This window comes from Bacillus sp. NP157, assembly GCA_018889975.1.
GTDB lineage: Bacteria > Pseudomonadota > Gammaproteobacteria > Xanthomonadales > Rhodanobacteraceae > Luteibacter.
In genome coordinates, this window is the sequence record CP076546.1 from 410,863 (window position 1) to 436,907 (window position 26,045).

Consider the following 26,045-nt stretch of genomic DNA (forward strand, 5'->3'; position numbering starts at 1 on the left):
CCCTTTTTCTCTCTTTCATGCGCAGGAGCCCCCTATTATGCAGAACCCCCTTTCCATCCGAATCGTCGAGTTGATGATGGCCGTCCACGATGGCCGTGTTGATGACATCCCGTCCATCGCCGCCGGGTTCGAGCCGGTCGAGTTTGGCACTTATCTCCAGTTCCTCCTCTATGACGTGGCCGAGAAGGGGGAGGGTGTGGCGGAAGAGTTGATGTCGGCGCTGGTTGCCATCCCCGGAGTGGTGACCCCTGAATCCGCCACGATGGCGCTTCTCCAGGCCTGTGTCTCTGACAACACGCCCGCCATCCTCGCCCTGACCCCCTACAGCGAGGCCATGGGCTGGTCCGATGACGCCATCGCGCAACTTCCGCCCGCTGCGGCCCGGACCGTGCAATCCGTCATCGACCGCAGCCGGCTTGCAACCTTGCCCATGCCTGCCAGCACGGCTCCGGCGAGGAGGCTTTGATGCTGCACATCAACACGCTCTCGGGCGCCGGCCCCATCCGGACCGTGCTTTGTTTTTCAGCGCCTGTTGGCCCGTTTGCCATTGCATCGCACCGGCATGAAGAGGTCGTCCGGGACGTCCTGCATTTCATCGACCGACTCGGCCTTGTCCGCTCCCGCCGTGGCAGGGCCGGAATGCGCTCGGTGGCCGTGGTCAATGCAGCAACAGGCGTTGTCGCCCGCCCGTGGCCTTCGCCCTTTTGCCGTGCACATATCCTTTCCCGCTGTGAGGGGGAGGATGGCCGGCTCGGGCGGACGGACATCTCTGCCCTTGTCCGGCGCTCGGACGCCCTCGGCCTGTATTACCGCATCCGGCTCGCCAGCGTCGCGGGGGTGAGCTCATGCTGACACTGACCCGACTGACGAAAGGCGGCAAGAAGGGCGGTAACGTCGTGGCCTACCTCCAGGCGACGGAGTATTACCGGGACAAAGACGACGCCGTCCAATCCGCTTCTTCATGGGAAGGCCAGGGCGCGGCCGACCTCGGCCTTTCCGGTGTGCCTACCGCCGAGCAGATGGAGCGTCTGGCCGAAGGGTTTGACCCGCACAGTTCGCGCAGGAAGGCTCTTGTTCCAAGCGCAGGCAAGGACACCAGGGCCATTGGCGCGGACGCAACCTTTTCGGCGCCCAAGTCAGTCAGTCTGGCATATGCGGTGGCCTCGCCCGAAGAGCGCGATGCCATCCTGGGCGCCCAACGCGCGGCGGTGGCTTCCGTTCTGGGGTTCATCGAAAAGGAGGAATTGCTGCGCGCACGGCGCGGCCACGCCGGCATCGATTCGATTGCGACCCAAGGCGTTGTGGCAAGCACGCACTACCATTTTTCCAATCGCAATCTTGAGCCGCAGCTCCACACGCATACCCTGCTCTACAACGTCGCAAGGGGCGAGGACGGCCAGCTGTGCTGTGTCGAAACCAACGAGATTTTCCGGTACCAAAAGGCCCTCGGTGCACTGTACCGGACCGAGCTCGCCCGGAACCTCGAAGGCTTGGGCTACGGCATTGAACACACGTTGGGCTTCGATGGGCTCGGCGAAGCCGACGGGAAAGATGCCTTCGAAATCTCGGGCATCTCGAAAACCTTGCGGGACCATTTCTCGACCCGGGCCAAGGAAGTGGAGGAGTATCAGAAGGCCCATCCCCACGCCCGGAACGGTGCGCTGGCAACCCGGAAAAACAAGGACGAACCGACGTTCTCGGAGCTCACCGCCGAGTGGAAGAAATCCCTGGGTGAGCTCCGCGCAAAGCATCCAGGGATGGTGCCGACGACCGACACCCTGAAAGCCCATAAGGGCATTTCTCGGACCACCGACATGGCCGACGTCATCGACAAGCTGCACGAGACCGAGGCCGTCATCTCCCGCCCGGCGTTGCTCGAAGCCCTGGCAAAAAACAGCGTGGGGAAGGGGATAGACACCGTCCTTTCCGATGAAAAGGCCCTTGCCGCCAGAGCCGACATCCACCACATCAAACCGGAACGACAACCGGGGCCGGCGTCACAGTGGTCCAGCCGTCCGACGCTCAAACACCGGGAGACCCGGTATGCGAACAGTGAGACCGTCGCCCGGGAAAAGGGTGTGTTGACCATGGCAGCAGAGGCTGCAAAGGACACCCGCCACAGCGTTCCGATGGACCGCGTCCAGGCCGGCCTTGCTGCGTTCGAGGCCCGGAAATCGGAGGAAACAAATTCAACCTTTCGCCTCACGCCCGAGCAGCGGGCCATGGTTGAGCACACCGCCCATGCCACCGGTGGCATCGCACTGGTCGTGGGTCGCGCGGGCACTGGAAAGACCACGAGCAGCGAAGCCTGCGTTGAGGTCTGGAAAGGCGAGGGGATGACGGTTTTCGGGGCGGCGACAAGCTGGAAGGCTGCCAAGAAACTCCAAAAGGAATCCGGTGTGGAAGGCATCGCCCTGGCCGCCCTCGCAAAGCGCATCGAAAAGAAAGACCCCGACTGGATGCCCGACGCAAAATCTGTCCTGATGATTGATGAGGCCAGCCTGCTCGGCACCCGGTCGTTTGACGTGGTGCAGCGGGCTTATTTGAAGGCCGGTGGCAAGGTGATTTTGATAGGGGACCCCCTTCAGCTGGCCTCCGTCGACCAGGGCAGCCCATTCCGCGCCCTCATCGAAAAACACGGCTATGCACAGCTCGAAAAAATCACGCGACAGAAGACGACCGAAGGCCTGGACCTCGCCAATCATTTCTACGAGGGCGCAGAGCAGAAGAAGGGCGAACGCACGGCGAGCCAAGCCAACACGCTCGGCAAGGCCTTGATGAAGCGCATGGACGACATGGGCGCCGTCCACCGGTTTGACGATGGGAAGAAAGCCGTCGCGGGTCTGGTGGATGCCTTCTTGTCATCGCCTGAAAAGACGTCCGAAAAACTCGCCATTGCCGCGACAAACGCCGACGTCGATGAGATTGCACGGGGTATCCGGCAAGGCTTGAAAGCCCGGGGCGAACTTAGCGCCGTGGACTTCCACGCCGACACCATTACCAGGTCCGGCGGCCAGCAGCGGTTGGCCCTGGCGGTGGGCGACCGCATCCGGTTCAAAGCAAAGGTGGACGACAGGGCGGCCAAGAATGAGGATGCGACCATCCAGCGCATTCGCCGAAATGCCACCGGTGGTCTGGACATCACGGTCCGGATGGATGACGACGCGACCAACGGGAAGGCCCGGGAATTTACCTTTGATTCTCTCCAGCATGACCAGTTCGCCTACGCCTACGCGATGACGGCATTCGGCGCGCAGGGGCAGACCAGCCATTCCGCATTCTGGCTCGGTACGCCGACCGACCAGCACCTGGGCCTGGTGGCTGCGACGCGTGCAAAACACAGACTGGCCGTTTTCCTCGACAAGGAAGCCGAGGCAGGTTTTTCCAGCAGCCTGGGCCGCCAGAGTCACAAGGCCAACGCCCTGGAAGAAGGTGTCTCGCAGAGCCAGCGCCGGCCCTTTATGCAGGGCTTTTCCGCGCACCTCGACCGTTTCAAGCAGAACGCCGCCGCCATTTCCCAACGCTTTTTTGGCGAGAAGGAGCAAAAACCAAAACTCAAAAATCAACAGAGGGGAGTCACCGTATGAAAACCACCCACATCACGCGCTCGGCGCTGGCCGCTGCCATGAGCCATGGCCGCATCGAGCGACAGGGGAGGGCCGCTGCGCTCCACCGAGGCGGCCATGGCTTCGCGGAGATTGGAGAAGAACTGGAGACGAGTCCCGGCGTTGCCGGGCGGCTCGTGCGTGCAGGCAAGAGCCGCCGGCATCAAGCCCTCGTTGAAGCACAAAAAGCCCATGAGGAACGCCAGGCTGACCGGCAGGCCTTGCGACTGGCGAAAGCGCTGGAGACGCAAACCGCGATGGCCTTCCGCCGCGCAGGCCTGACGTGGACCGCCGTGGCAGAGCGCACGGGGTGGCCGGCGGTACACCGCGCGCGCCAGGCGATGCAGGCCGAAAAGAAGGCGCGCTTGACAAAGTGAGCTAAAAAAATCGAGTTTCGGAAAAAGGGATTGACAGACCGGGAAACCTTCTTACTGTGGATGTAGAGAGCACACTTTCTCTCTTCCCACAACCTCCAAGGAGTTCCCCATGCTTGCCGACCTTACCGACACCCTTGCCGCCCCCCTCGACGTCTTCGTTTCCCTCGCGGAAAGCCTGTTCCCCAACACCGGCATGTGGGGCGCGTTGCTCGCATCCCTCGCCACGTGGCCCGCTGCGGCCTTCATCGGGATGATGGGGTAAGCCGCCATGAAGACCCTCCTTTCCGCTCTTCTCGCCCTGCTCGCCGTGCCGGCACAGGCCGGCACGACCACGGTGGTCATCCCCGTGGTGGCCCACGTTATCAACAGCTGTGAAATCAGCCAGCCGCCCACCATTGCGTTTGACAACCTCGACAGCGCAAAGGGCGGGGCCACCAGCGCTTCCGCTGGCATCACTTGTACCAAGGGAGCCACTGCCGCCGTCCGTCTGGTCGGTCCCACGGAGCTCACCGATGGCCGTGGGAACACCATTCCTTACACCGTCACCGACGCCAACGGCCAGCCCATCAATGCGACGCAGGGGCCGTCGTTTACCTCGGCCACGGCGTTCAGCCCGACTCTTGTTCCGATGACCGCAAGCATTGCCGGTGGCACCCGCGTGTCGGATGGCGACTACCGGTCCACGTTGACCATGACCGTCGATTTTTAAGGATTCCCCGCAGCCAGCCAAGGAGGAAAGCCCGGCCCCGTCAGGGGCCTTTTCCGTGGGTGCCCGGACCACATAAACTGGCATGACACTCATACAGGAACAGGGACGCATGGATATCGGCGTTTTTTCGGTAAAGCAGCTCGGCAACAATGAAATCGGGGAGCTTATCGCAGGTAAGCAGTCGTTCGTTTTGGAGGACGTTAGCCGGTTGAATATGCCTGAGACCGTGGCGACCTTGGAAAAGCTTATTGAGGACGCTGGGCTCCGTTCTCGTGTGTACACGAAGGGGCGGGCGGCGTCCATGGCGGCCGCCGCGATTCCGAATCCTGTGACCATTGCAGGTGGCCTGGTCGCTGGAATTGGCATCGGTGTGCACAACCTTGCGACCTTCAATCCCGATTACGAAATTGCAAAGAACTTGGCTACCGGCACCCTCACAGTTACATACAAAAAATCGTGACAAAAAAGCAGGCCCCTCGCGGAGCCTGCTTCCCGGCCTTCCCACAGGCCTACCCGCCTCCCGCAGGAGTGACGGGTCACGGGTTCAGAACATCAGTGGTTGAGGCCGATGGAGACAGAGACAGCCACCGCTGACCCCTCCCCGGCGAATGCCCCACCCACCGCCACAGCAACGCGGTCATTTTCAAACCGGTGCACGAAGCCGATGCCGATGGCCGACTGTCCACGGTATGACGCCACACCCATGCTCAACTTGTCTTGTTGCTGCACAGAGCCGGCCGACAGGGCCATCCCACCGATGACCGAGCCCACGGCGCCGGCTTGGTTGATACGGCGGTTGAGGGGGCGAATCTGGCTATCCGTGTATGCCTTGGCCCAATCGCGGGTCTGCGAATCCCCCACATCGGCGTAGGCATTGGCCTGGCTGAGCGTGCTTTGTGCGGACCGGTTGAGCTGGTCCAGGTTGACCGCGTCCGTGTCGGCCGTTCCGGCCCGCAGGTTGTGAATGGCCGTGCCGCCACTCCCGCCCAGCGTCACAGCTCCCTGGGAGGCGTCATCGTAATGGACGGCCAAATCATCACGCCCTGAGCCGACCCCGGCAGGACCCTGCGGCCCCGTGTCGCCCTTGGGGCCCTGGGGGCCGACGCTGCCGCCCTCGCTGCCCGTTTTGCTGTCGAGATACACGAGAGCCGAATTCACATCCCGGAACATTCCACCAGACAGCTGGAACATTGGTGCAATCGACACTCCGTTGAGTTGCTCCGCACCGCCGCCGTACCACGACGCAATCTGGTTACCCTGCCGCATGTTCATCGCGTCGGTGGGATTGATGCCGTCAGAGATGTAGACCAGACGATTCGTGACATCAAGCTCACCGGCCCCGCCGGCGCGGTGTCCAAAACTCACAGTGTAATTTTCATCTGCGACAGCCCCAGACCCGATGGCGGTGCTGTACCGTCCCGACGACACCGCAAAGGCACCAACCGCCGTGGAGGCCAGGTTCGTTGCAACGGCCTCCGCGCCAATCGCAGTGGCCTGGCCGCCCTCCGCGTTCGTGATGTCGCCAGTCCGTCCCGCTTGGGCACCTCCCCCGATGGCGACGTTGTGCTGGTTCAAGCCGCTGCCAGCCCCGGCTCCGGCGCCCACAGCAAGGTTGTTGCCATGGCCCAGCACGGGGTCTCCCATCGCGGTCGCGGGCTCTGCTTCGCTCGACGACATCCACGCCGCTCCGCCCGACGGCTTCGAATCCAGGGCGCTCAATGCAGAGCCCACATCCGAGTAAGACCCCGTGGAGAGGTTGTACGTCGGCGACTTGAAGAGGCCGTCCGGCCCGATGCCCGCGCCCCCGCCGAGCCCCCCTGCCACGCTGCGAAGCTGGGCGACATTCACAGCATCAAACGCCTCAGTGCCCGCCGCAACGCTTGAAATCACGCGGTTTCCGACATCGACAGAATTGTCCCGCGTGCAGTTCGAGCTCACACCCAAGGCCACGCAATTTGCGCCTGTGGCTGTGGCGCCAGCCCCAAGGGCAGTCGAGCTTTCACCCGACGCGGACGCTTGCGCGCCGAGCGCGCTAGCGAAGATGCCCGACGCGGAGGCATTGTCACCGAGCGCCAAGGCGCTTATGGCAGACGCGTCGGAGAAATTGCCGATGGCGATGGCGTTCCCGTCGCTCGCCCGCGCCTGGTTTCCAAGGGCGGTGGATGACCCGCCGCTGGCCCTCGCGTTTGAGCCGAAGGCGGACGAATTGTCGCCCGTGGCCTGTGCGCGCTCGCCGAGCGCACTTGATGCAAATCCGCCCGCAGAGGCCTGGTCGCCTACGGCCGTTCCCTGCTGGCCGGGGGCAACGGCGGTGGGCCCAACCGTCAGGGCTGAACCGGGGGTCGTGCAGACGTAACCGTCGCACGTCGGGGTTTCCTGCGCGAACAGGGGCAGCGGCGCAAGCGCCACGGCGGCGAGAAAAAGGCGTTTGAGATGGACACGGAAAGACATGAAAAGACTCCTTGATGTGGGGAAGGGGATAGACACCACCACAAAAAGGAGAGGGGCATCTCTACACATCAAAGAGAACTTTTTGACTTTGTCAAGACCAAAAAGAGATTCTTTCTTGACTAATTTGCGTTCTGCCGGAGGATAAGTTTTTCAGTTGGACATCCATTCATGACCGACTTTTCATCCCGGGCCCTCCCGGACGCCGCGTGGGACGGGGACCTTGCTGGCGTCCGACTCCTGCTTGAGGCCGGGGCGGACCCTCGCGCGGCCCACGGTTGTGCGCTGCTGCATGCCGCCCACCGGGGCCATCCCCCCATCGTTGAGCTCCTGTTGGCGGCAGGGGCCGACCCCTTGGCCCGCCGCTCGGAAGCCCTCCACCGGGCTGCGAAGGGCCGGACTGCCCGGCATCGGGCGTGTGTCCGGCTTCTGCTGCCTCTGTCTGACACGAGTCGTTGGGAAGGGTGGGAGTGGGAGGAAATTCCACTAAGGGGCTGTCCGGATGAGCTGGTGAAACTCCGCCCGGATTGCACAGCCAGACCGGCGCGCGGATGATGCACACCTCAACACTAGGGAGAATAGGGATGTTCCGTTGTCTTTCCGGGCAGGTCGCTGCCCTGGCCGTGGTCGTCTGTTCGATGGTCGCACTGAGTGCATGCGGCCAGGGCAACCCGTCGGGCGCGCATACCGGCGCGAACACCCCGACGGCCAGCTCATCCGCGCCGACCAAGCCGGTGAGCCACGGCACGACCTCGGACGCCGTCCTCCGTTACCTCGGCGCATCTTCGCCGTGCGACCTTGTCGGCAACAGGACGCCGAAGGACTTCTTTGGCTCTGACATCCACAGCATCATCGGGACCATCCAGCACGTCGGCGCCTCAAAGTCCGAGTACGAGACCACAGCCCAGTTCCAGCAGCGCATGGCCAATGCCGTCTCGGGCGCAGCCAATCCCGTCCAGTGCATCCGGGTGGGGGAGACCTCGTTCCAGCGGTACGACGCAGACGCAGGTGTTGAAACCCTGACGGTGTTCTTCCGGCAGGTCCCCAGGACCGAAAAGGGGGAGTTTGTGAAGGTCAGCGAGCGGACCGCGTCCCTCGGGTCCTATGATGCCCAGAACGCGTTTGGTGCCCACGTTGAGGTGTCCGAGCGGCGGACGGTGGTCGAGGGCGTTGTGTTCGACGGTAAGGCGCTGGATGCAGCGTTCCGCAAGCTCGGCGCAAAGCGCACCCCGGACAGAACGACCATCCGCCTGAAGATGGACGTTGACACGGCGAAGGCGCTCCCCAAGGACTTGTCCGTGTTGCTCGTGTATCAGTGGTTGCCGCCTTTTTATGGAGCGGAGACCAACTACGAAAGCCCGAGCTTTTCGTCACCGGAGCGGTCACAGGAAGAGCTCAATTACCTCCACGGCCGGCTCACGGGCGTCGTCGTCTACAGCCCGTCCAGCGGCACTATTTTTGCCTCGGGTACGCCTTGATGCGAGCTTTCAACCCCATCGTCCATGCAGTCATCGAATGGACGGCGTTGGCACGGTGCCCGGAGATTTTCCCAAACGATATTATTCATGCAGGGGTGTCAATGTCTGTGCTGCTAGCCCCGGAATGTTTGTGAACCGTCGAGCTTGCGGATGTCCCCATGCAGGGAGAGGCCATTCATTTCCTTCCCTACGGTCTCGGCAAGCTCAACCCCGAGCTTGCGAGCCATTGCCAGCGTGTGACGTGACCAGCTCGTGGAACCACACTGGATGTGCTGGACGATGAGGCAGGCCCGCCGCCGGTCGAGGGGGCGCGTGGAAACAGCTTCGTCTGTGAGCAGGGCCTGGGCGAGGATGACGGCCCGCAGGACGCCCGACAAGGCGACATTGCGCGGCAGGACGTCGAGCCAAGCCTCCGGCGGTGTGATGTCTTGGGAAACCGGGGTCTTCATCGGTGACTGCGATGGCAAGGCATCCAGCCGGGCCCACAGGCGGCCGAGGGAGGCGGCGGTCTGGACGAGCAGCCAGCGGACGGCATTGTCGGGCAGGGTGGGAGGGGCTTCATCAACCATGGGGGCGATGATGCCCCCGGCGATTGTCACGGAATGAGAAAGCGCGGAGGGCTCTCAAGAATTCCGTCTCCGTGTCGCCTCCATCAGGGCCATCAGTGCCTCCTGTTCGGGAAGGGCTGCGAGGGCGTCCACGGCCGTGCTGTAGGCAGTGCCGGGTTCAATGCGGGTGGCCGCCGCCCTTTCCCCCTCAAGGCGGTTCAGCACCGTGGCGAGGTCCTCCGCCGTGGCATTGAAGTAGCGCTTTAAAACACCCAGGTCGTCGTGACCGCTGATGGCCGCCACCTGCAATGGGTTTTTCAGCGCATGACCGAGCTCGGTGATGCGGGTGTGCCGTAGGTCGTGAAGCCGGGCCCCTTCCACGCCTGCACGCCGACAGGCCCGGGCCCACGCCTGCGTAATGGAATCAGGCGCGAGCCGCTGTCCGGTGTCACCTGTGAACACCGCTCCCTTTGCATGTTTGCCACCCCGTTCGGCCCGCAGGTCGAGGAGGAGGTGGGCAAGGTGCGGGGGAAGGGGGATGGTGCGGTTGCGGGGTGCCACCCCGGCACGGTTCTTGTGTCGGCTTTTGGTGTCCCGCAGAAGCGCAGTGGCCTTGTCGGGGTCTTCCAGTTTGAGGTCCGACCAGTCCAACTTGACGACCTCGCCCCGGCGGGCAGCTGAAAACCGGGCGGTGTAGACGGCCGCACGGGTGGTGGGCAGCGCGTCTGCCAACGCCTCCTGGATGTGGGTCCACTCGATGGCGGTCAACGTGCGCTCGCGTCCCTGCCCTGTCGGCGGCAGGTCCAGGGCCTTCCACTTTTCCAGTGGATTGACGCAGTCGATTTCCCAATGTTTCCGGGCGTGCTGAAACGTTTGTGACAAAAACCCGATGACACGGCGGATACTTTCCGCCGGTGCCTGCTTGCCGTCCCGGCCGAGGAGGCGGGACGCAAGGGAATTGCGTGCACCCCCGAAATGTTCGGGCTTGAGTTTTCGCAGATTCAATGCGCAGAGGTCAGGAAAGCCTTTGTTTTTCGACGTCTGGCTGCTGGCCTGCCCGGTCAGCATGCGCGCATAGGCCAGCCGTTGCTGCCCACTCTTGCCCAACTTTTTCCCGTCGGCGGCCAGGGCTTTTTTTTCGGCCTCCACTTCGTCAATCACTCGATGGAGCAACTGCCCAAGGGTCCATGCCCCCGACAATTGTGCGCGGGGTTTCCGGTACAGACGGAGCGCGGAGCGCTCCTGGATGGCAAAAAGATTTGCGCTGTCCAGGGCGTTTTTCCGGGACGTAGGGTCTGACGGCCGGGCCTTTGGATCAAAGGGGAAAACCGTTGTGGGCAGGCCCGTGGTCTTGCCGTCCGCCCCCTTCCAGCGGATTTTTACTTCATACCGGACAGAGCCATCCTCGCGCAGATAAACCCCGGGTTCGCGGCGTTCGGCTTTGGGCTTTTTTGATGTCATTTCCACTCCATGCAAGGGGCCTGGTTGCTTTCGCGCCCGGCGCCGGTTCTGTATCCTTCCCGGCTGTCGTGCCCCTGTAGCTCAGCTGGATAGAGCGCGCCCCTCCTAAGGGTGAGGTCGCAGGTTCAAATCCTGCCGGGGGCACCAGTTCTCCGTCGTCAGTGTCCCAGCTGTGTCCCGAGGATTCAAGCGGGTAGCCCAAGTCACTGATCGAAAACAGGTCCCGGCAAGTGACTGCCCCGCTCCTAAGGGGAAGGTCGCCCGTTCGAATCGGGCCGGGGTCACCACTGCCGGGGCTGGCATGCCTGCATGGCATGGCCCTGCAAGCCGCCAAGCGGCTGGCCGATGTATTCAGTCCGGGTCGGACTGCTGGCCGGTCCATCTGCCAGGAGCCACCGATGACCCGCTCATTCGACGCCATCATCATCGGGGCGGGCCAGGCAGGCCCGGCGCTCGCCGGACGGCTCACCGCCGCGGGCAAGACCGTCGCGATCATCGAGCGACACCTCGTGGGCGGCACCTGCGTCAACACGGGCTGCAAGCCGACCAAGACCCTCGTCGCCAGCGCTTACGCCGCCCACCTGGCGCGTCGCGGCGCGGAATACGGCGTCCGCTACGCATCGGATCCCGGTCCCGTCCGCTTCCACCTGCCCACTGCCGCGGCACGCGCTGAAAAAGTCATCCTCGACTCGCGCAAGGGCAATGAAGACTGGCTCGCCGGGATGCCCGGCCTCACCCTGATCCGGGGACATGCCTGCTTCACCGGTCCGCGCCAGGTCGAGGTCAACGGCGAAACACTCGAAGCGCCCCAGGTCTTCATCAATGTCGGTGGCCGCGCCAACGTGCCGGATTTCCCCGGCATCGACGAGGTCGACTACCTCACCAACAGCACGATCATTCCCCTGCAGACGCTGCCCGAACACCTGGTCGTGGTCGGCGGCAGCTACATCGGCCTGGAGTTCGCCCAGATGTACCGCCGCTTCGGTGCGAAGGTCACCGTGGTGGAGCAGGGCCCGCGCCTGGTTAGCAGGGAAGACGAAGCGGTCTCGGCGGCGATCCAGGCTTTCCTCGAAGCCGAAGGCATCGAAGTGCGCACGGGCGCCTGCTGCATCACGCTTGGCAAGCATGGCGACGGCGTCAAGGTCGGGGTGGACTGCACCGAGGGCGCTCCCGAAGTCACCGGATCGCATGTATTGCTTGCGGTGGGCCGCCGTCCCAACACCGATGACCTCGGCCTGGATGCCGCTGGCATCGCCACCGACGAGCGTGGCTACATCACGGTGGACGACCGCCTGAAGACCACCGCCGAAGGCGTCTGGGCCATGGGCGACTGCAACGGCAAGGGCGCCTTCACCCACACGGCCTGGAACGATTACGAGATCGTCGCCGCGAACCTGCTCGACGGCGCGGACCGCAAGGTCAGCGAGCGCATCCTCGGTTATGCCCTCTACGTCGATCCGCCGCTGGGTCGCGTCGGCATGACCGAGGCGCAGGCACGGAAGAGCGGTCGGCCACTGCTGGTGGCCAAACGCATGATGACCCGCGTCGGCCGCGCCGTTGAGAAGGGCGAGACCTACGGCTTCATGTCGATGGTCGCCGACGCCGAGACGCGCCAGGTGCTCGGCGCCGCGGTGCTGGGCACGGGCGGCGACGAGGTCATCCATGGCGTGCTCGACATGATGAACGCGAAGGCCACGATCGACACCTACCAGTGGGCGGTGCCGATCCATCCGACGGTCTCAGAGCTGATCCCGACGCTGATCGGCAGCCTGGCGCCGGCGAAGTAAGCGCGCGGCGTCAGACGTCGCGCATCACCAGCAGGCGGATCTCGCTCATGTCGTCGATGGCGTAGCGCACGCCTTCGCGACCGATGCCGGACGACTTCGCGCCACCATAGGGCATGTTGTCCACGCGGAAGCTGGGCACGTCGTTGACGATCACGCCACCCTGGTCGAGCGTGTCCCACGCCTGCATCGCATGGCGCAGGTCGTTGGTGAACACACCGGCCTGCAGGCCAAAGTCCGAGTCGTTGACCTTGGCCACCGCTTCGTCGAAGGTCATGAAGCGCTGCATCAGCGCCACCGGGCCGAACGCCTCCATGCGCTGCAGCTTCGCGTCCAGCGGTACGTTCTCCAGCAGGGTCGCTTCGAGCATTGCGCCCTTGCGCCCACCGCCGCAGAGCAGCTTCGCGCCGCCTTTCTTCGCCTCGCCGATCCACGTTTCCAGGCGCTGTGCCGCCGCCTCGTCGATCATCGGGCCAAGGAAGGTCGACTTCTTCTTCGGGTCGCCCGACTTGAGCGTCTTCACCTTCGCGACCAGCTTGCGCTTCAGCGCGTCATAGACGTCGTCGTGCGCGAGGATCCGCTGCACGCTAATGCAGCTCTGTCCCGACTGGTAGAACGCCCCGAAGACGAGCCTGTCGACCACCGCATCGAGCCGGTCGCCCTGGTCGCCATCGACGATGCACGCCGCATTGCCGCCCAGTTCCAGCGTCACCTTCTTGTGCCCGGCTTTCGCCTTGAGGTCCCAGCCGATCAGGCCACCGGTGAACGACAGCAGCTTAAGGCGCGGGTCGGTCACCAACGCTTCGGCCGAGCGGCCGTCCATCGGCAACACCGAGAACGCGCCCTTCGGCAGGTCGGTCTCGGCGAGGATCTCGCCGATGATCAACGCACCCAGCGGCGTTTTTTCCGAGGGCTTGAGCACGAACGGGCAGCCGGCGGCGATCGCTGGCGCGACCTTGTGCGCGACCAGGTTGAGCGGGAAGTTGAACGGGGTGATGAAGGACACGGCACCCAGCGGCACCTTGCGGGTGAACCCCTGGTAGCCGCTGGAGCGCTGCGAGATCTCCAGGTTGATCGTCTCGCCGTTGATCCGCACGGCTTCTTCGGCGGCGATCTTGAAGGTCTCGACCAGGCGGGTGACTTCACCCTTCGCGTCGTTGATCGGCTTGCCGGCTTCCACGCACAGCGCGTAGGCGAGCTCGTCCTGGCGTTCGCGGAAGCGGGCGACGCAATGTTCGAGCACGGCCTGGCGCTGCCACGGCTTGAACGCCTTCATGGCGGCGGTGGCGTCGTGGGCGGCGGCGATGGCTCTTTCCAGCGCGTCGGCATCGGGGAGGGCGACGCGGGTCGCCACTTCGCCGGTGTATTTGTCGATGACGTCCAGCCGGGCCTTGGCCTTCACGGCCTTGTTGGCGAGGTAATAGGGGTAGCTCTTCGCGAGCATGGGCAGGGCCCTCGGTAACGGCAATGCCGCCCATGATCCAACCGGAAGCGTTCAGTTGTCGTGAGGCGGTTTGCCGCGCGCCGGTCGGCAGCTGCCGGCAGACGGGGTAGGACTAGTCCTCGCGCCGTGCGCGGATCTCGCCTTCGCCCAGCATGATCCGCACGCGTTCGCCGACGGCCACGTCGCTGGCCCGCCGGACGACGGCGTCGCGCTCGTCGAAGGCGATCGCATAGCCGCGCTCCAGCGTGGCCAGTGGGCTAACGGCATGCAGCGTGCGCGCCTGCTGCTTCAGGCGCAGTTGGTCGTGCTCGAGTCGCCGGGTCATGCCCGACGCAAGCCGTTGGCGTAGCTCCGCGATGCGTACGCGCACCGGAGTGAGACGCAGGCGGGGATGTTGGGCGGCCAGGCGCGACTGCAGGCGGTCGAGTCGCGCGCGACGCAGGGCATTGGACTGGGTCACCGTGCCCAGCAAACGCCGGCGCAATGCTTCCAGTCGCTGGGCATCACGGGCGAGCCGGGCTTGCGGCCGCTGTGCATTGAGGCGAGCCTGGAACTGGTCGGTGCGCTGCGCGGCCGACTGCAGGCGGCGCGTCACCAGTGTCGCCATGCGCTGGCGGAGGCGATCCAGCTGGCGCGTGACGTCGGCGCGGTCGGGCACCAGCAGTTCCGCGGCGGCGGACGGCGTCGCCGCGCGCAGGTCGGCGACGAAATCGGCGATCGTGAAGTCGACCTCGTGGCCCACGGCCGAGACCACGGGTACCGCGCTCGCATGGATCGCGCGGGCGACCTGCTCATCGTTGAAGGCCCAGAGGTCTTCCAGGGAGCCGCCGCCACGGGTCACCAGCAGCACGTCGTAGCGACCACTCGCCGATGCCTTTTTGATCATCGCCGCGATGGCGGGCGGTGCCTCGCGACCCTGCACGGGCACCGGCAGGACGTCGACCTCGGCCAGGCCGAAACGACGCCCCAGCACGCTCAATACATCGCGGATGGCCGCGCCCGAGGGCGACGTCACCACGCCGATGCGACGAGGGAAAGCGGGGAGGGCACGCTTGCGCTCCGTATCGAACAGGCCTTCGGCACCGAGGCGGGCCTTCAACTGCTCGAACTCACGCTGCAAGGCGCCTTCGCCGGCCGGTTCCATGTGGTCCGCGACCAGCTGGAACTCGCCACGCGCTTCGTACAGCCCTACCTTGGCCCGCATCAATACATGCATGCCGTCGGTCGGACGAAAACGCAGCCGCGATGCCGCCATGCGGAACATCGCGCAACGCACCTGCGCGTTCGCATCCTTCAGGGTGAAGTAGACATGGCCCGATGCCGGGCGAGCGACGTTCGACAGCTCGCCCTCGATCCACACGCCCATGGGCAAGGCGTCTTCCAGCAGATCGCGCACCAGCCGGTTAAGGCCGGAAGGCGTGAAGATCTCGGGAGCCGCGCGGTCGGTGTGGTCGGACATGGACTGGGGAGAGTAAAGCGTTTCGGGTCAAGAGTTAAGAGTTGAGAGTTAAAGCGACGAGCAAACACGGCCTCGCCGGCCCAAGCCCTTGCTCTCAACCCGAAACCCGATACCCGGAACGCTCTTCCCAAGTCACATCCGGAAAACCCCAAACCGCCCCTGCTCGATCGGCGCGTTCATCGACGCCGAGATCGCCAGGCCCAGCACGCGGCGGGTGTCGGTGGGGTCGATGATGCCGTCGTCCCACAGGCGGGCGCTGGCGTAGTAGGGGTGGCCCTGGCGTTCGTACTGGTCGCGTACCGGGGCCTTGAAGGCTTCTTCGTCTTCCGCGCTCCACGTACCGCCGCCGGCTTCGATGCCGTCGCGGCGGACCGTGGCCAGCACGGAGGCGGCCTGCTCGCCACCCATCACGCTGATCCGCGCATTGGGCCACATCCACAGGAAGCGGGCGCCGTAGGCTCGGCCGCACATGGCGTAATTGCCGGCGCCGAACGAGCCGCCGATCACGACGGTGAACTTGGGCACGTGCGAGCAGGCCACGGCGGTGACCATCTTCGCGCCGTCCTTGGCGATGCCGGCGTTCTCGTATTTGCGACCGACCATGAAGCCGGTGATGTTCTGCAGGAACACCAGCGGCACGTTGCGCTGGTTGCACAGCTCGATGAAGTGCGCGCCCTTCTGCGCGCTCTCGCCGAACAGGATGCCGTTGTTGGCGACGATGCCGACCGGGTAGCCGTGGATGTGGGCGAAACCGGTGACCAGGGTCTTGCCGTAGCGCGCCTTGAATTCGTGGAACTCGGAGTCGTCGACGATGCGTGCGATCACTTCGCGGATGTCGAACGGCCGGCGGGTGTCCTCGGGGATCACGCCATACAGTTCTTCGGCCGGGAAACGCGGCTCCAGCGGCGGCCGCACGGCAAGCGGCATCTTCTTGATGCGGTTGAGCGAGCCGACGATGTCGCGCGCGATCGACAGCGCGTGCGCGTCGTTCTCGGCGAAGTGGTCGGCGACGCCCGACACCGAGGTGTGCACGTCCGCGCCGCCCAGTGCCTCGGCGTCGACGACTTCACCCGTGGCGGCTTTCACCAGCGGCGGGCCACCGAGGAAGATGGTGCCCTGCGCGCGGACGATGATGGTTTCATCGCTCATCGCCGGCACGTAGGCGCCGCCGGCGGTGCACGAGCCCATCACCACGGCGATCTGCGGGATGCCCTGCGCACTCATCCGCGCCTGGTTGTAGAAGATGCGGCCGAAGTGCTCGCGATCGGGGAAGACTTCGTCCTGCAGCGGGAGGAAGGCGCCGCCGGAATCGACGAGGTAGACGCAGGGCAGGCGATTTTCCATCGCCACTTCCTGTGCGCGGAGGTGCTTCTTCACCGTCATCGGGAAGTAGGTACCACCCTTTACCGTGGCGTCGTTCGCCAGCACCACGACTTCCTGGCCCATCACCCGGCCGATGCCGGCGATGACGCCAGCGGCGGGCGCGGCGTCGTCATACATGCCATGGGCGGCGAGCGGGGCGATTTCCAGGAAGGGCGAGCCGGGATCGAGCAGCGCGCGGATGCGCTCGCGCGGCAGCAGCTTGCCGCGGGCTACGTGCTTCTCGCGTGCCTTGGCACCGCCGCCTTCGGCCGTGCGCTTGAGTGTGTCTTGCAGGTCGTCGGCCAGCGCACGCAGGCGCTGGCTTGCGGCCTGGAATTCGGGCGAGCGAGGGTCGATCTGCGAGGTGAGGATGGGCATGGGGTAGGCCGCGGCGAACAAACGCTGATGATAGCGGGCGCGGCGAAAGGGGAAACGCTGCGCTGCGGGAACCGAGGCGTGTTGCGACCGGCCTTGGCCAAAAAAAACGGCCGCCCGAAGGCGGCCGTCCTGGACGAGAAGTTCGGAGTGACCCGATTACTTCTTGGTGGAGTCGTCCTTCGCGTCCTTGGCGTTGGACGCAGCGTCCTTGGCCTGGTCAGCCGACTTATCGGCCGAATCGGCAGCGTTGGAAGCGGCATCCTTGGCAGCGTCGCTGGCACCGCCAGCGGTGGACGACGAAGCAGCGTTCTGGGCCTGGGCGGCAGCGTCCTTGGCCTGGTCAGCGGACTGCTGGGCCTGGTCGGCAGCCTGGGTGGTCGCGGCATTCTGCGACTGGTCGGCGGCCTGCTGGGCCTTGTCAGCCTGCTGCTGGGCATCCGACGCGGACTTCTGGGCGTCCTGGGCAGAATCCTGCGCGCCGTTGCTGCAAGCTGCCAGAAGCGCGACGAGCCCGGAGGCGAGAAGGGTGCGCGTAAAATTCATTGTGTTTCTCCTTAAGCCGTGGAATGCCGTTAGGCGGGCACATTAATAGCTCAGATCACGAGGCACCGCCACAAATCGCCCGGTTTCGCTTCAGGGCCGATTAAACCCTATGAATTCCGCGTGATCGTGGCGCTATTGCGCCCGTTGTTTCGACGTAGGCTTCACATCAGTTCGATAGCGATCGCCGTTGCCTCGCCGCCACCGATGCACAGCGAAGCGACGCCCCTTTTTGCCCCACGGGCTGTCAAGGCATTGAGAAGAGTGACCACGATGCGGGCACCGCTAGCGCCGATCGGATGGCCCAGCGCGCAGGCACCACCGTTGACGTTGATCTTCTCGTGCGGCACGTCCAGCTCGCGCATCACCGCCATCGGCACCACGGCGAATGCTTCGTTGATCTCGAACAGGTCGACATCGCCGACCTGCCAGCCGGCCTTGGCCAGCACCTTCTGGATCGCGCCGACCGGTGCGGTGGTGAACCACTCCGGCTCCTGCGAATGCGTGGCATGGGCCACGACCCGGGCCAGCGCGGTCAGGCCCTTCGCCTTCGCATCGTCTGCCGAGAGCAGGACGAGGGCGGCGGCGCCGTCGGAGATGCTCGACGAGCTGGCGGCGGTGATCGTGCCGTTTTCCTTGCGGAATGCTGCACGCAGGGTCGGGATCTTGGCGGTGTCGGAACGACCCGGCTGTTCGTCTTCGGCGAAATCCTGTGCACCCTTGCGGCCCTGCACGGTCACCGGGACGATCTCGTTGGCGAAGGCACCGGCCTTCTGCGCGGCCTGTGCACGCTCCACCGAGGTGATCGCGTAGGCGTCCTGCGCTTCGCGGGTGAAGCTGTATTTATCGGCGCACTGCTCGCCAAACACGCCCATGGCCTTGCCGTCGTACGGGTTGGTCAAGCCATCCCACGCCATGTGGTCGACCAGCTGGCCGTCGCCATAGCGGATGCCGGTGCGGGCGTTGACCATGTGCGGGGCATTGGTCATCGATTCCATGCCGCCGGCGACGACGATGGAGGCCGAGCCGGCCTTGATCAGGTCGTGGGCAAGCATGATCGCCTTCATGCCGGAACCGCACACCTTGTTAATGGTGGTGCAACCCGTGCCCACGGGCAGGCCGGCCTCCAGCGAGGCCTGGCGCGCGGGCGCCTGGCCGAGGTTGGCGGGGAGCACGCAGCCCATGATCACTTCGCTGACGTCGCCAGCGGCGACGCCGGCCTGCTCCAGCGCCGCCTTGATGGCGATCGAGCCGAGCTTCGGGGTGGGCACGCCGGTGAACTGGCCGAGGAAGGAACCGATGGCAGTGCGCTTGGCACCCGCGATGACGATGTCGGACATGGGGACTCCGTGCTACTTCAGATGGCCGCCCCGAGGGGGACGGAAACCGGCTGAGTATCGCAGTGGCCCCCGGGGAGGGGCAATCCGCACTGCCGCAAGAGCCCCGCCGAGGAATTGCCGACTCGGTATGAGATTTACCGCAGCGTGTTGTGGCAACATGCTCCCTGCGACGCCGGATGATGCGCGCAAGACATTGATGTCAAAGCACTAGGGGATAAAATCTGTGAACGGCATGACTATGCTCGGACAACGCAAGGTTGCGTTGGCAGTGTGCGTGAGCCTCGCTCTTTCCGCCTGTGGTGGCGGCGGTGGCGGGAAGAGCAGTGGCGGCGGTGCGATCATCGCCCCTCCGACGAATCCGACCAATCCGACCCAGCCCACGCAACCCACCCAGCCGGCGCAGCCGCCGCTGGATGCGCAGCTTTCGCTGACCAACGTCCGACCCGCCCAGGCAGCCGGCTTCAACGGCCAGGGCGAAGTCATCGGCGTGATCGACACCGGCGTGACCCGGGCCAACCCCGCGTTGGCGGGGCGGGTGACCGCCAATCTCACGTATGTCGATCCTGGCAGCAACAACACCGCGATTGACGACGTCGTCGGCCACGGCACCGCGGTGTCGGAAATCGCAGCCGGCATTCCGTTCGGCAGCTTTGCCGGCGGTGTCGCACCGCAGGCCACCATCGTCTCGGCCCGCATCATCAACGACAAGGCACCGTCGGACGACGGCTCCGGCCAGGGCAACCAGGCCACCACCGCCGACCCGCTGGGCACGGTCAACGCCGACGTCGCCGCGCGCGGCGCGCGCATCTTCAACAACTCCTGGGGTGGTGTGTACTGGGACGTCAGCGACGCCGCGGCGACCAAGAGCTTCCACGACGCCTATGCGTCGCTCACGGCGAACGGTTCGCACCTGTTCGTGTTCGCCGCGGGTAACGATGGCAAGGCCAATCCGTCCGACGTGGCCGCGCTGCCGTCGCGCGCACCGGACGTCGAGCAGGGCTGGCTGACCGTCGTCGCGCTGGACAGCAACAACCCGACCCAGATCGCGTCGTATTCGAACCGCTGCGGCATCGCGAAGAACTACTGCCTGGCCGCGCCGGGCGATGTCGTCGTCGCGTCGGCAGGCTCGACCACCACGAACATCTCCTACCAGATCTGGGAGGGCACCTCGCTGGCCGCGCCGCAGGTCTCGGGTGCCGCCGCCGTCGTGCACAGTGCGTTCCCGAGCCTGGATTACAACGCCGTCCGGCAGATCATCCTGGGCACCGCCGATGACCTTGGCGATCCCGGTCCGGATGCCATCTACGGCTACGGTCGCCTCAACGTCGGCCGTGCCGTGCTCGGTCCGTCGCGTTTCGACTGGGGCGATTTCACCGCCAACGTCGCCAACGGGTCGCCGACCTTCAGCAACAACATCAGCGGCGCGGGTGGCCTGCAGGTGACCGGCGCGGGCCAGCTCACGCTGTCCGGCACCAATAGCTATGCGGGTGCGACCAACGTCAGCGGTGGTGCGACGCTGAACGCGGTGACGGCGATTCCGGGCGCGCTGAGCGTGCAGGGCGGCAGCCGCGCGATCCTGCGGGCGAACGTGGGCGGTAACCTCGCCAACGCCGGCATCGTCGCCACGGATGTCTCGTCGACGACCGTCGCCGGCAATTTCGTCCAGACCAGGGCGGGTCGCCTGTCGCAGTTGCTGGGCGCACCGCTGCTGGTGACCGGCACCGCCGCGCTGGATGGCGACTTCTACGTCGCCGGCGCGATACCGAACTACGCGAAGACCACCCACCAGCAGGTGTTGACGGCCTCGGCCGTCAGCGGTGTGTTCGCGACCACCACGCTCGCCAACGGTGTGTTCGTCTCGTCGAAGCTGCAGTACGCACCAACCGAAGTCTGGCTGGATACCACCTCGCTCAGCATCGCCCAGGTGGCGGGTTCGACGATGGCGCAGTCCTACGCGGCGACGTCGTCGGCGCAGCGCCTCGACGGTGCGATGACCCAGATGAGCCAGAGCCTCGCACCGGGCGCAACGGCGGCAGGCAGCGTCGATACGTCGATGCTGATCGCCGCCGGCGGCATCCAGCAGTCGCCCGATACGCGGACGGCGCAGGCCTCGCTCGAATCGTTGTCTGGCCAGCTCTACGCGGCGGGCACGGCGGTGACGCTGGCCGGCATCGACGCGGGTAACGATGCGCTGATGTCGCACCTGGATGCCATGGGCAAGGGTGGCGCGTGGGTCCAGTCGCTGGATGCGCAGGGTGGCCTGAGCCGCGGTGGCTTCGGCAACGTCGGTTTCAACATCGGCGGCAACATGGTCGGCAACGACTTCCGCTTCGGCACCAGCGGCTTCGCCGGTCTGTCGATCGCGAACATGCAGAGCACCGGCCAGTTGTCGGGCAACTTCGATCGCCAGCGCAATCGCGCCACCGAAGGCTCGCTTTACGCGGGCTCGCAGGGCGCGAACTGGTATGGCGTGGGTCGCTTCGGCTTCGGCAGCTTCCGCGGCGATACGCAGCGCCTGCTGCGCTTCGGCGACATGGGTTCGTCGTTCGCCGGTGGCGATAACAGCGGTCGCTACAACGTCGCTTATGGCGAAGTCGGTTATCGCACCCACATGGGCGCGTTTGACTTCACCCCGTATGCCGACCTGCAGTACGCCAGCATCCGCCGCGATGGCTTCTCGGAACTCGGTGGCGACGGTTTCGGCCTCTCCGCCGACGGACACACCACGTCACGCTGGCAGGCTGGCTTCGGCATGCGCGCCGGCAGCACGTGGCTGACCTCGTACGGCAAGTTCCGCATGGACATGAAGCTGGGCTGGCAGAATGCGTTCGCGACCAGCGGCGAAGTGTTCTCGGCACGCTACACGGGCGTCGCGCAGTGGGCGCCGGTGGAAGGCATCGGCCTGTCGCGGCGTGCCGCGACGCTGGGGCTGAACGCGGGGATGGACCTGGGTACGCGGACGCAGCTGGCGTTTGGTGTCGACCAGCGCTTCGCGGACCGGGACCATTCGCGGTCGGCTACGGCTAGCGTTCGGGTGGCCTGGTAGGTTGGTTTGACGCAATAACGATCGCGCGCAGGCGCGCTCCTACACGAGCCCATGTAGGAGCGCGCCTGCGCGCGAATCAAGACACCACGGCGCAGCCGTCGCCACGGAACGCGCCTGCGCGCGAAGTCGTTGCGACAACGTCCCGACGACTTACGACTTGCCGTGGAACAACTCGCGCCCGATCAGCATCCGCCGGATCTCGTTCGTGCCCGCGCCGATCTCATACAGCTTCGCATCGCGAAGCAGCCGGCCTGCCGGAAACTCGTTGATATACCCATTGCCACCCAGGGCCTGGATCGCCTCCAGCGCGACGGTGACGGCACTCGTCGACGCGTTCAGCAGGCAGGCGGCGGGATCGATGCGCGATTTCACGCCGTTGTCGAACTGCTGGGCGACCATGTAGGCAAAGCCGCGGGATGACTGCAGCGCGGTGTACATGTCGGCGACCTTGCCCTGCATCAGCCCGAACGTGCCGATCGGTGCGTTGAACTGCTTGCGCTCGCGCACGTAGGGCAGGACCAGGTCCACAGCCGCCTGCATGATGCCGATCGGGCCGCCGGAGAGCACCAGTCGCTCGGTGTCCAGGCCGCTCATCAGCACGCGGACGCCCTCGTTCACTTCGCCGACGATGTTCTCGGCCGGGATCTCGCAGTTTTCGAACACCAGCTCGCAGGTGTTCGAGCCGCGCATGCCCAGCTTGTCCAGCTTCTGCGCCGTGCTGAAACCCTTCATGCCCTTCTCGACGATGAAGGCCGTCATGCAGCGGCTGCCCGCGGCGCGCGGGGCCGTGCGCATATACACCAGCAGCACGTCGGCGTCGGGGCCGTTGGTGATCCACATCTTCGAGCCGTTGGCGACCCAGGTGTCGCCGACCAGTTCGGCGCGGCAGCTCATCGAGCCGACCACGTCGGAGCCGGCACCCGGCTCGCTCATCGCCAGCGCACCGATCCACTCGCCGCTGGCGAGCTTTGGCAGGTACTTGCGGCGTTGTGCGTCGGTACCGTTGTGGTAGATGTTCTGCACGCAGAGGTTCGAGTGCGCGCCGTAGGACAGGCCGACCGACGCGGAGGCCCGGGAGATTTCTTCCATCGCCACCATGTGGGCCAGGAAGCCCATGTCCGAACCGCCGTACTCGCCGGGGATGGTGATGCCGAGCAGGCCCATGTCGCCGAGCTTGGCCCAGAGGTCTTCGGGGAATAGGTTTTCGCGGTCGATACGGTCGGCGCGAGGAGCGATCTCCTTGTCGGCGAAGGCGCGGACGCTATCGCGCAGGAGGTCGAGGTCTTCGCCAAGGGAAAACGGGCGCATGCGTGCAACTCCGGGGAAAAGGCGGGGGAAATCACTGCCATCGTAGCGTTTTGGCGCGCCCGGGCCACGGCGCGTCGCAGCAAATCACGCCTGGGCGGCGTCGGCGATGCGGTCGTGGACGCGGACCAGCAGCAAACACTGGCGGTCGACGAGGCGCAGGGTATCGCCTGCGGCGTGGGTACGTAGTGACGTGCCGACCACGAGTTCCGGGCTACCGAGCAGGGGAGCCGGGGTGCCGGCACGCAGGTGTTCGGCCAGCGCGTTGAAGCCGAAGGCCACGCGGTGGGCGGTGGCATCGACGGCCTGCGCTTCCTCCGTTGCGAGGGCCTGGCGGTGCGCGCCCAGCGTGGAAAGGTGCGACAGCCCGGCCTGCAGCAGGGTAAGCAGGCGCAGCGCGTGTTCGCCGTGGCCCGGGGGATGGCCTGGCTCGCCCAACAGTTCCGCGACGTTGCCGGCGACCAGGGCCTGTGCCGCGTGGGCGTCGCGCCGCGCGATCCGGTAGGGCAGGTCGTCGGCCTTGCCGGTGGCGTACTGGCCGGCGATGCGCTCCAGATAGCGCCCGTAGGCGAGCAGCGCGTCGGCGACCAGGTCGTCGAGGCGGCGCACGCGCCAGTCGGGCAGGACGAACCGGATCGCCACGGCCGCGACGAAGGCGCCGAGCAGGGTGTCGAGCAAGCGCGGCCCGATGGCGTCGTAGCCCGCGCCCACGCGATCGAAGCAGAGCAGGACGAACAGGGTGATGGCGCCCGTGGCCAGCGCGTAGCGGCGCAGGCGAAAGGCGAAGAAGGCGGCACCGGTCGCGACCAGCACGGGCAGGCGCCAGTCGCCGCCCGGCAAGGCGCGCAGCAAGGCCCAGCCGAGCAGCAGGCCGGCCGTGGTGCCGACGATGCGCTGGACGAAACGACGCCGCGTCGCGCCGTAGCCCGGCTGGCAGACGAACAACGTCGTCAGCAGGATCCAGTAACCGTGCAGGGGATGCAGCGCCAGCATGATCAGGTAGCCACCGAGCATGCCGATCGACAGGCGCATGGCGTGGCGAAAATGCATCGAACGCCGGTTCAGCCGCAGGCGGACGCGGCGCATGGCGTCGGCCACGGAGGAGGGTTCGCCGCCTTGCAGGGCGATATCGCCGTCGCCGCGCAGGCTGCCTTCGTCTTCGATCAGCGCCTGCAGGCCTTCCATGTTGGTGAGCAGGGCCGCCAGTGCATCGTCCAGTGCGGGGTCGTCGCCCGGGCCGCGCTGGCGATGGGCGAGTGCGTCACGCAGGTCGTCCAGCGCCGCACGTGGCAGCGCGATCGACGTGAGCGGGGCGATCCGGCGAATGGCGTCGGCACGCTCGCGGCAGGCCAGCGCCTGCAGGCGCAGCAGTCGTCCGAAACGGAACATGACGTCGCTGTGGTACAGCGCGTTGGCCAGCTCATCGTACGGATAGTGCGACGAGGTAATCCGTTCGTGGATGTCCTGGGCGACGAAGAACATCGCCAGCCGCGAAGCAAGGCGACCGCGTGGCTGGCGCCGGCCGATGCGGTCGAACAGGGCGACGCGTGCTTCGGTCAGCGCCTGCACGGTGCGCTGGTTGCGCCGGGAGAAGTCCAGCGCAAGGGCATCGTGGTCGAGGCCGCGGACCGGTTCGAATTGCGCGGCCTTCGCTTCGATCAGCGTCGCCAGCGATTCGAACAGGCGAGCGAGCGCATGGCGGACCGCACGCTGCGGCGCGAGTGCGCTCCAGGCCAGCGACAACGCGCCGTACCAGGCTGCGCCGGAAAGCAGGGCGATCGTGTCCGCCGCACCATGGCTTCCGCCGGCGTCCGAGGCGATCATCGTGTAGACGGCGAGGATCAGCGTAGCCGTGGCGATGGTGGCGTAGCGGCCGCTGGCGGCACCGAGCATGACCAGCAGGAAGGTACCGACCGGGAGGAGCATCGCGAACGCCACGGGCGTGCCTATCGCTGCCTTCACCGCCGTGGCAGCCAGCGCGAAGCAGGCCAGGGTGACCACCAGCCCACGCAGGCGACCAGGCAGTGCGTCGTCTGTCTCGGCAAGTGCACAGGCGATGGCGCCGAGCAAGGCAGGGACGATCGCGTCGGCCGGGCCGTGCCAGGTGCACCAGGCTGTCACGCCCGCGAGTGCGAGGCATACGCGCAGCACATCGGCGAAACGGTCGGACTCGGCGAGGTGGCGAAGCGGCATCATGGCCCTAGCTTAGCGGCAGGATGCGTCCCGCGCGTCAGGGCCCTCGCGCCGCCTGGAATCGGCCGAATTCACGCCCGACGTCCCGCACCTTGATGTCCTTGCCTTCCCGAAAGAACAACTGTTCGAGCCACTTCGCCGCCTCCAGGTCGCCTAGCAGGAAGGCGCGAAGGTAGTAACGGGCGGCCAGGTTGAAGTTCTTGCGGACACCCCAGCCGTTGTAATACGACACGCCCAGGTCGCTGCACGCCGCAGCGACGTTCTTCTCCGCAGCGACTTTCAGCATCTGGTTACCCATGCGTATGTTGCGTGGCACATGCGTGCCATGCAGATACCAGGTCGCCAGCGCATAGATCGACAAGCCATCGCCATCTTCGGCCGCATGGCGCAGTAGCTCATAAGCGTCTGTCAGGTCGCCGCCACGACGGGCGATGCGCAATGCCTTCGCATAACGCGGATCCGTGGCATTCGTCGCCGTATACGCGCTATCGATCGGCCGGGGAATCAGGCCAGCGTGTTCGGTTCCACCCGGGTGCGCTTTTTTCATCGTGCGGGTCGCCCGATCGCG

General features: G+C 65.6%; 22 protein-coding genes and 1 tRNA gene. 12 read left to right on the top strand and 11 right to left on the bottom strand.

All coding sequences use genetic code 11. From position 1 onward, the window contains the following. Positions 1 to 37: 37 nt before the first annotated feature. The 7 genes from KPL74_01935 to KPL74_01965 all read left to right on the top strand — a co-directional run bounded on the left by KPL74_01935 (position 38) and on the right by KPL74_01965 (position 5,151). A complete protein-coding gene (locus KPL74_01935; protein QWT20781.1) occupies positions 38 to 466 on the top strand; it encodes a hypothetical protein in 429 nt (142 codons plus the stop codon). Next, on the top strand, positions 466 to 852 hold the full coding sequence (locus tag KPL74_01940) for a hypothetical protein (GenBank protein QWT20782.1): 387 nt from the start codon (positions 466 to 468) through the stop codon (positions 850 to 852). Before KPL74_01935 ends, KPL74_01940 begins: the two co-directional genes overlap by 1 nt. Continuing rightward, positions 846 to 3,587: a relaxase domain-containing protein gene (locus KPL74_01945; protein ID QWT20783.1), complete on the top strand. Its 2,742-nt coding sequence runs from the start codon at positions 846 to 848 to the stop codon at positions 3,585 to 3,587. The genes KPL74_01940 and KPL74_01945 overlap by 7 nt, the downstream gene beginning before the upstream one ends. Then, a complete protein-coding gene (locus tag KPL74_01950) occupies positions 3,584 to 3,982 on the top strand; it encodes a hypothetical protein (protein QWT20784.1) in 399 nt (132 codons plus the stop codon). The genes KPL74_01945 and KPL74_01950 overlap by 4 nt, the downstream gene beginning before the upstream one ends. A gap of 109 nt (positions 3,983 to 4,091) precedes the next feature. After that, positions 4,092 to 4,244 carry a hypothetical protein gene (locus KPL74_01955; protein QWT20785.1) on the top strand — a complete coding sequence of 51 codons (153 nt, stop codon included), beginning with the start codon at positions 4,092 to 4,094 and terminating at the stop codon, positions 4,242 to 4,244. A 6-nt stretch (positions 4,245 to 4,250) separates the two neighbouring features. Next, complete coding sequence (locus KPL74_01960; GenBank protein ID QWT20786.1) at positions 4,251 to 4,691, top strand: spore coat protein U domain-containing protein; 441 nt, start codon at positions 4,251 to 4,253, stop codon at positions 4,689 to 4,691. Between the two features lie 109 nt (positions 4,692 to 4,800). After that, complete coding sequence (locus KPL74_01965) at positions 4,801 to 5,151, top strand: hypothetical protein (GenBank protein ID QWT20787.1); 351 nt, start codon at positions 4,801 to 4,803, stop codon at positions 5,149 to 5,151. A gap of 92 nt (positions 5,152 to 5,243) precedes the next feature. Here KPL74_01965 and KPL74_01970 read toward each other — a convergent pair whose 3' ends face one another. Then, positions 5,244 to 7,142, bottom strand: a complete 1,899-nt coding sequence (locus tag KPL74_01970; GenBank protein ID QWT20788.1) for a YadA-like family protein — start codon at positions 7,140 to 7,142, stop codon at positions 5,244 to 5,246. 168 nt (positions 7,143 to 7,310) lie between these two features. Here KPL74_01970 and KPL74_01975 point away from each other — a divergent pair, with 168 nt between their 5' ends. Continuing rightward, positions 7,311 to 7,694, top strand: coding sequence for an ankyrin repeat domain-containing protein (locus KPL74_01975; protein ID QWT20789.1), 384 nt, complete (start codon positions 7,311 to 7,313; stop codon positions 7,692 to 7,694). Between the two features lie 29 nt (positions 7,695 to 7,723). Then, positions 7,724 to 8,617, top strand: a complete 894-nt coding sequence (locus tag KPL74_01980) for a hypothetical protein (protein QWT20790.1) — start codon at positions 7,724 to 7,726, stop codon at positions 8,615 to 8,617. A 113-nt stretch (positions 8,618 to 8,730) separates the two neighbouring features. Here the strand turns inward: KPL74_01980 and KPL74_01985 are convergent, their stop codons facing one another. Further along, entirely contained in the window at positions 8,731 to 9,186 is a 456-nt protein-coding gene (locus KPL74_01985) for a hypothetical protein (GenBank protein QWT20791.1), read from the bottom strand. Positions 9,187 to 9,240: 54 nt separating this feature from the next. Next, complete coding sequence (locus KPL74_01990) at positions 9,241 to 10,626, bottom strand: site-specific integrase (GenBank protein ID QWT20792.1); 1,386 nt, start codon at positions 10,624 to 10,626, stop codon at positions 9,241 to 9,243. A 70-nt stretch (positions 10,627 to 10,696) separates the two neighbouring features. On the opposite strand from KPL74_01990, the gene KPL74_01995 reads away from it, so the two are divergent. After that, a tRNA-Arg gene (locus KPL74_01995) sits at positions 10,697 to 10,773 on the top strand. Between the two features lie 251 nt (positions 10,774 to 11,024). Beyond that, a complete protein-coding gene (locus KPL74_02000; GenBank protein QWT20793.1) occupies positions 11,025 to 12,413 on the top strand; it encodes an FAD-containing oxidoreductase in 1,389 nt (462 codons plus the stop codon). A 10-nt stretch (positions 12,414 to 12,423) separates the two neighbouring features. Here KPL74_02000 and KPL74_02005 read toward each other — a convergent pair whose 3' ends face one another. From KPL74_02005 to KPL74_02025, 5 genes are all read right to left on the bottom strand, one after another. Then, positions 12,424 to 13,854, bottom strand: coding sequence for an aldehyde dehydrogenase family protein (locus KPL74_02005; protein QWT20794.1), 1,431 nt, complete (start codon positions 13,852 to 13,854; stop codon positions 12,424 to 12,426). Between the two features lie 112 nt (positions 13,855 to 13,966). Then, positions 13,967 to 15,313: an exodeoxyribonuclease VII large subunit gene (locus KPL74_02010; GenBank protein ID QWT20795.1), complete on the bottom strand. Its 1,347-nt coding sequence runs from the start codon at positions 15,311 to 15,313 to the stop codon at positions 13,967 to 13,969. Between the two features lie 132 nt (positions 15,314 to 15,445). After that, the gene (locus KPL74_02015) at positions 15,446 to 17,053 is read right to left on the bottom strand and encodes a hypothetical protein (GenBank protein QWT20796.1); all 1,608 of its coding nucleotides are present in this window, start codon (positions 17,051 to 17,053) and stop codon (positions 15,446 to 15,448) included. Between the two features lie 156 nt (positions 17,054 to 17,209). Beyond that, on the bottom strand, positions 17,210 to 17,596 hold the full coding sequence (locus KPL74_02020; GenBank protein ID QWT20797.1) for a hypothetical protein: 387 nt from the start codon (positions 17,594 to 17,596) through the stop codon (positions 17,210 to 17,212). Between the two features lie 161 nt (positions 17,597 to 17,757). Beyond that, on the bottom strand, positions 17,758 to 18,933 hold the full coding sequence (locus KPL74_02025; protein ID QWT20798.1) for an acetyl-CoA C-acyltransferase: 1,176 nt from the start codon (positions 18,931 to 18,933) through the stop codon (positions 17,758 to 17,760). Positions 18,934 to 19,207: 274 nt separating this feature from the next. On the opposite strand from KPL74_02025, the gene KPL74_02030 reads away from it, so the two are divergent. Next, positions 19,208 to 21,979: a S8 family serine peptidase gene (locus KPL74_02030; protein QWT20799.1), complete on the top strand. Its 2,772-nt coding sequence runs from the start codon at positions 19,208 to 19,210 to the stop codon at positions 21,977 to 21,979. Between the two features lie 150 nt (positions 21,980 to 22,129). Here KPL74_02030 and KPL74_02035 read toward each other — a convergent pair whose 3' ends face one another. The 3 genes from KPL74_02035 to KPL74_02045 form a co-directional block, all read right to left on the bottom strand. After that, entirely contained in the window at positions 22,130 to 23,287 is a 1,158-nt protein-coding gene (locus KPL74_02035) for an isovaleryl-CoA dehydrogenase (protein QWT20800.1), read from the bottom strand. An 84-nt stretch (positions 23,288 to 23,371) separates the two neighbouring features. Beyond that, entirely contained in the window at positions 23,372 to 25,480 is a 2,109-nt protein-coding gene (gene yccS, locus KPL74_02040) for a TIGR01666 family membrane protein (protein ID QWT20801.1), read from the bottom strand. A gap of 34 nt (positions 25,481 to 25,514) precedes the next feature. Further along, a complete protein-coding gene (locus KPL74_02045) occupies positions 25,515 to 26,024 on the bottom strand; it encodes a sel1 repeat family protein (GenBank protein QWT20802.1) in 510 nt (169 codons plus the stop codon). Between the last annotated feature and the right edge of the window lie 21 nt (positions 26,025 to 26,045).

Excerpts from the sequence above, each read along its gene's own strand:
- KPL74_01935 (QWT20781.1), top strand. The coding sequence starts at position 38 with ATGCAGAACCCCCTTTCCATCCGAATCGTCGAGTTGATGATGGCCGTC.
- KPL74_01940 (QWT20782.1), top strand. The coding sequence starts at position 466 with ATGCTGCACATCAACACGCTCTCGGGCGCCGGCCCCATCCGGACCGTG.
- KPL74_01945 (QWT20783.1), top strand. The coding sequence starts at position 846 with ATGCTGACACTGACCCGACTGACGAAAGGCGGCAAGAAGGGCGGTAAC.
- KPL74_01950 (QWT20784.1), top strand. The coding sequence starts at position 3,584 with ATGAAAACCACCCACATCACGCGCTCGGCGCTGGCCGCTGCCATGAGC.
- KPL74_01955 (QWT20785.1), top strand. The coding sequence starts at position 4,092 with ATGCTTGCCGACCTTACCGACACCCTTGCCGCCCCCCTCGACGTCTTC.
- KPL74_01960 (QWT20786.1), top strand. The coding sequence starts at position 4,251 with ATGAAGACCCTCCTTTCCGCTCTTCTCGCCCTGCTCGCCGTGCCGGCA.
- KPL74_01965 (QWT20787.1), top strand. The coding sequence starts at position 4,801 with ATGGATATCGGCGTTTTTTCGGTAAAGCAGCTCGGCAACAATGAAATC.
- KPL74_01970 (QWT20788.1), bottom strand. The coding sequence starts at position 7,142 with ATGTCTTTCCGTGTCCATCTCAAACGCCTTTTTCTCGCCGCCGTGGCG.
- KPL74_01975 (QWT20789.1), top strand. The coding sequence starts at position 7,311 with ATGACCGACTTTTCATCCCGGGCCCTCCCGGACGCCGCGTGGGACGGG.
- KPL74_01980 (QWT20790.1), top strand. The coding sequence starts at position 7,724 with ATGTTCCGTTGTCTTTCCGGGCAGGTCGCTGCCCTGGCCGTGGTCGTC.
- KPL74_01985 (QWT20791.1), bottom strand. The coding sequence starts at position 9,186 with ATGGTTGATGAAGCCCCTCCCACCCTGCCCGACAATGCCGTCCGCTGG.
- KPL74_01990 (QWT20792.1), bottom strand. The coding sequence starts at position 10,626 with ATGACATCAAAAAAGCCCAAAGCCGAACGCCGCGAACCCGGGGTTTAT.
- KPL74_02000 (QWT20793.1), top strand. The coding sequence starts at position 11,025 with ATGACCCGCTCATTCGACGCCATCATCATCGGGGCGGGCCAGGCAGGC.
- KPL74_02005 (QWT20794.1), bottom strand. The coding sequence starts at position 13,854 with ATGCTCGCGAAGAGCTACCCCTATTACCTCGCCAACAAGGCCGTGAAG.
- KPL74_02010 (QWT20795.1), bottom strand. The coding sequence starts at position 15,313 with ATGTCCGACCACACCGACCGCGCGGCTCCCGAGATCTTCACGCCTTCC.
- KPL74_02015 (QWT20796.1), bottom strand. The coding sequence starts at position 17,053 with ATGCCCATCCTCACCTCGCAGATCGACCCTCGCTCGCCCGAATTCCAG.
- KPL74_02020 (QWT20797.1), bottom strand. The coding sequence starts at position 17,596 with ATGAATTTTACGCGCACCCTTCTCGCCTCCGGGCTCGTCGCGCTTCTG.
- KPL74_02025 (QWT20798.1), bottom strand. The coding sequence starts at position 18,933 with ATGTCCGACATCGTCATCGCGGGTGCCAAGCGCACTGCCATCGGTTCC.
- KPL74_02035 (QWT20800.1), bottom strand. The coding sequence starts at position 23,287 with ATGCGCCCGTTTTCCCTTGGCGAAGACCTCGACCTCCTGCGCGATAGC.
- yccS (QWT20801.1), bottom strand. The coding sequence starts at position 25,480 with ATGATGCCGCTTCGCCACCTCGCCGAGTCCGACCGTTTCGCCGATGTG.
- KPL74_02045 (QWT20802.1), bottom strand. The coding sequence starts at position 26,024 with ATGAAAAAAGCGCACCCGGGTGGAACCGAACACGCTGGCCTGATTCCC.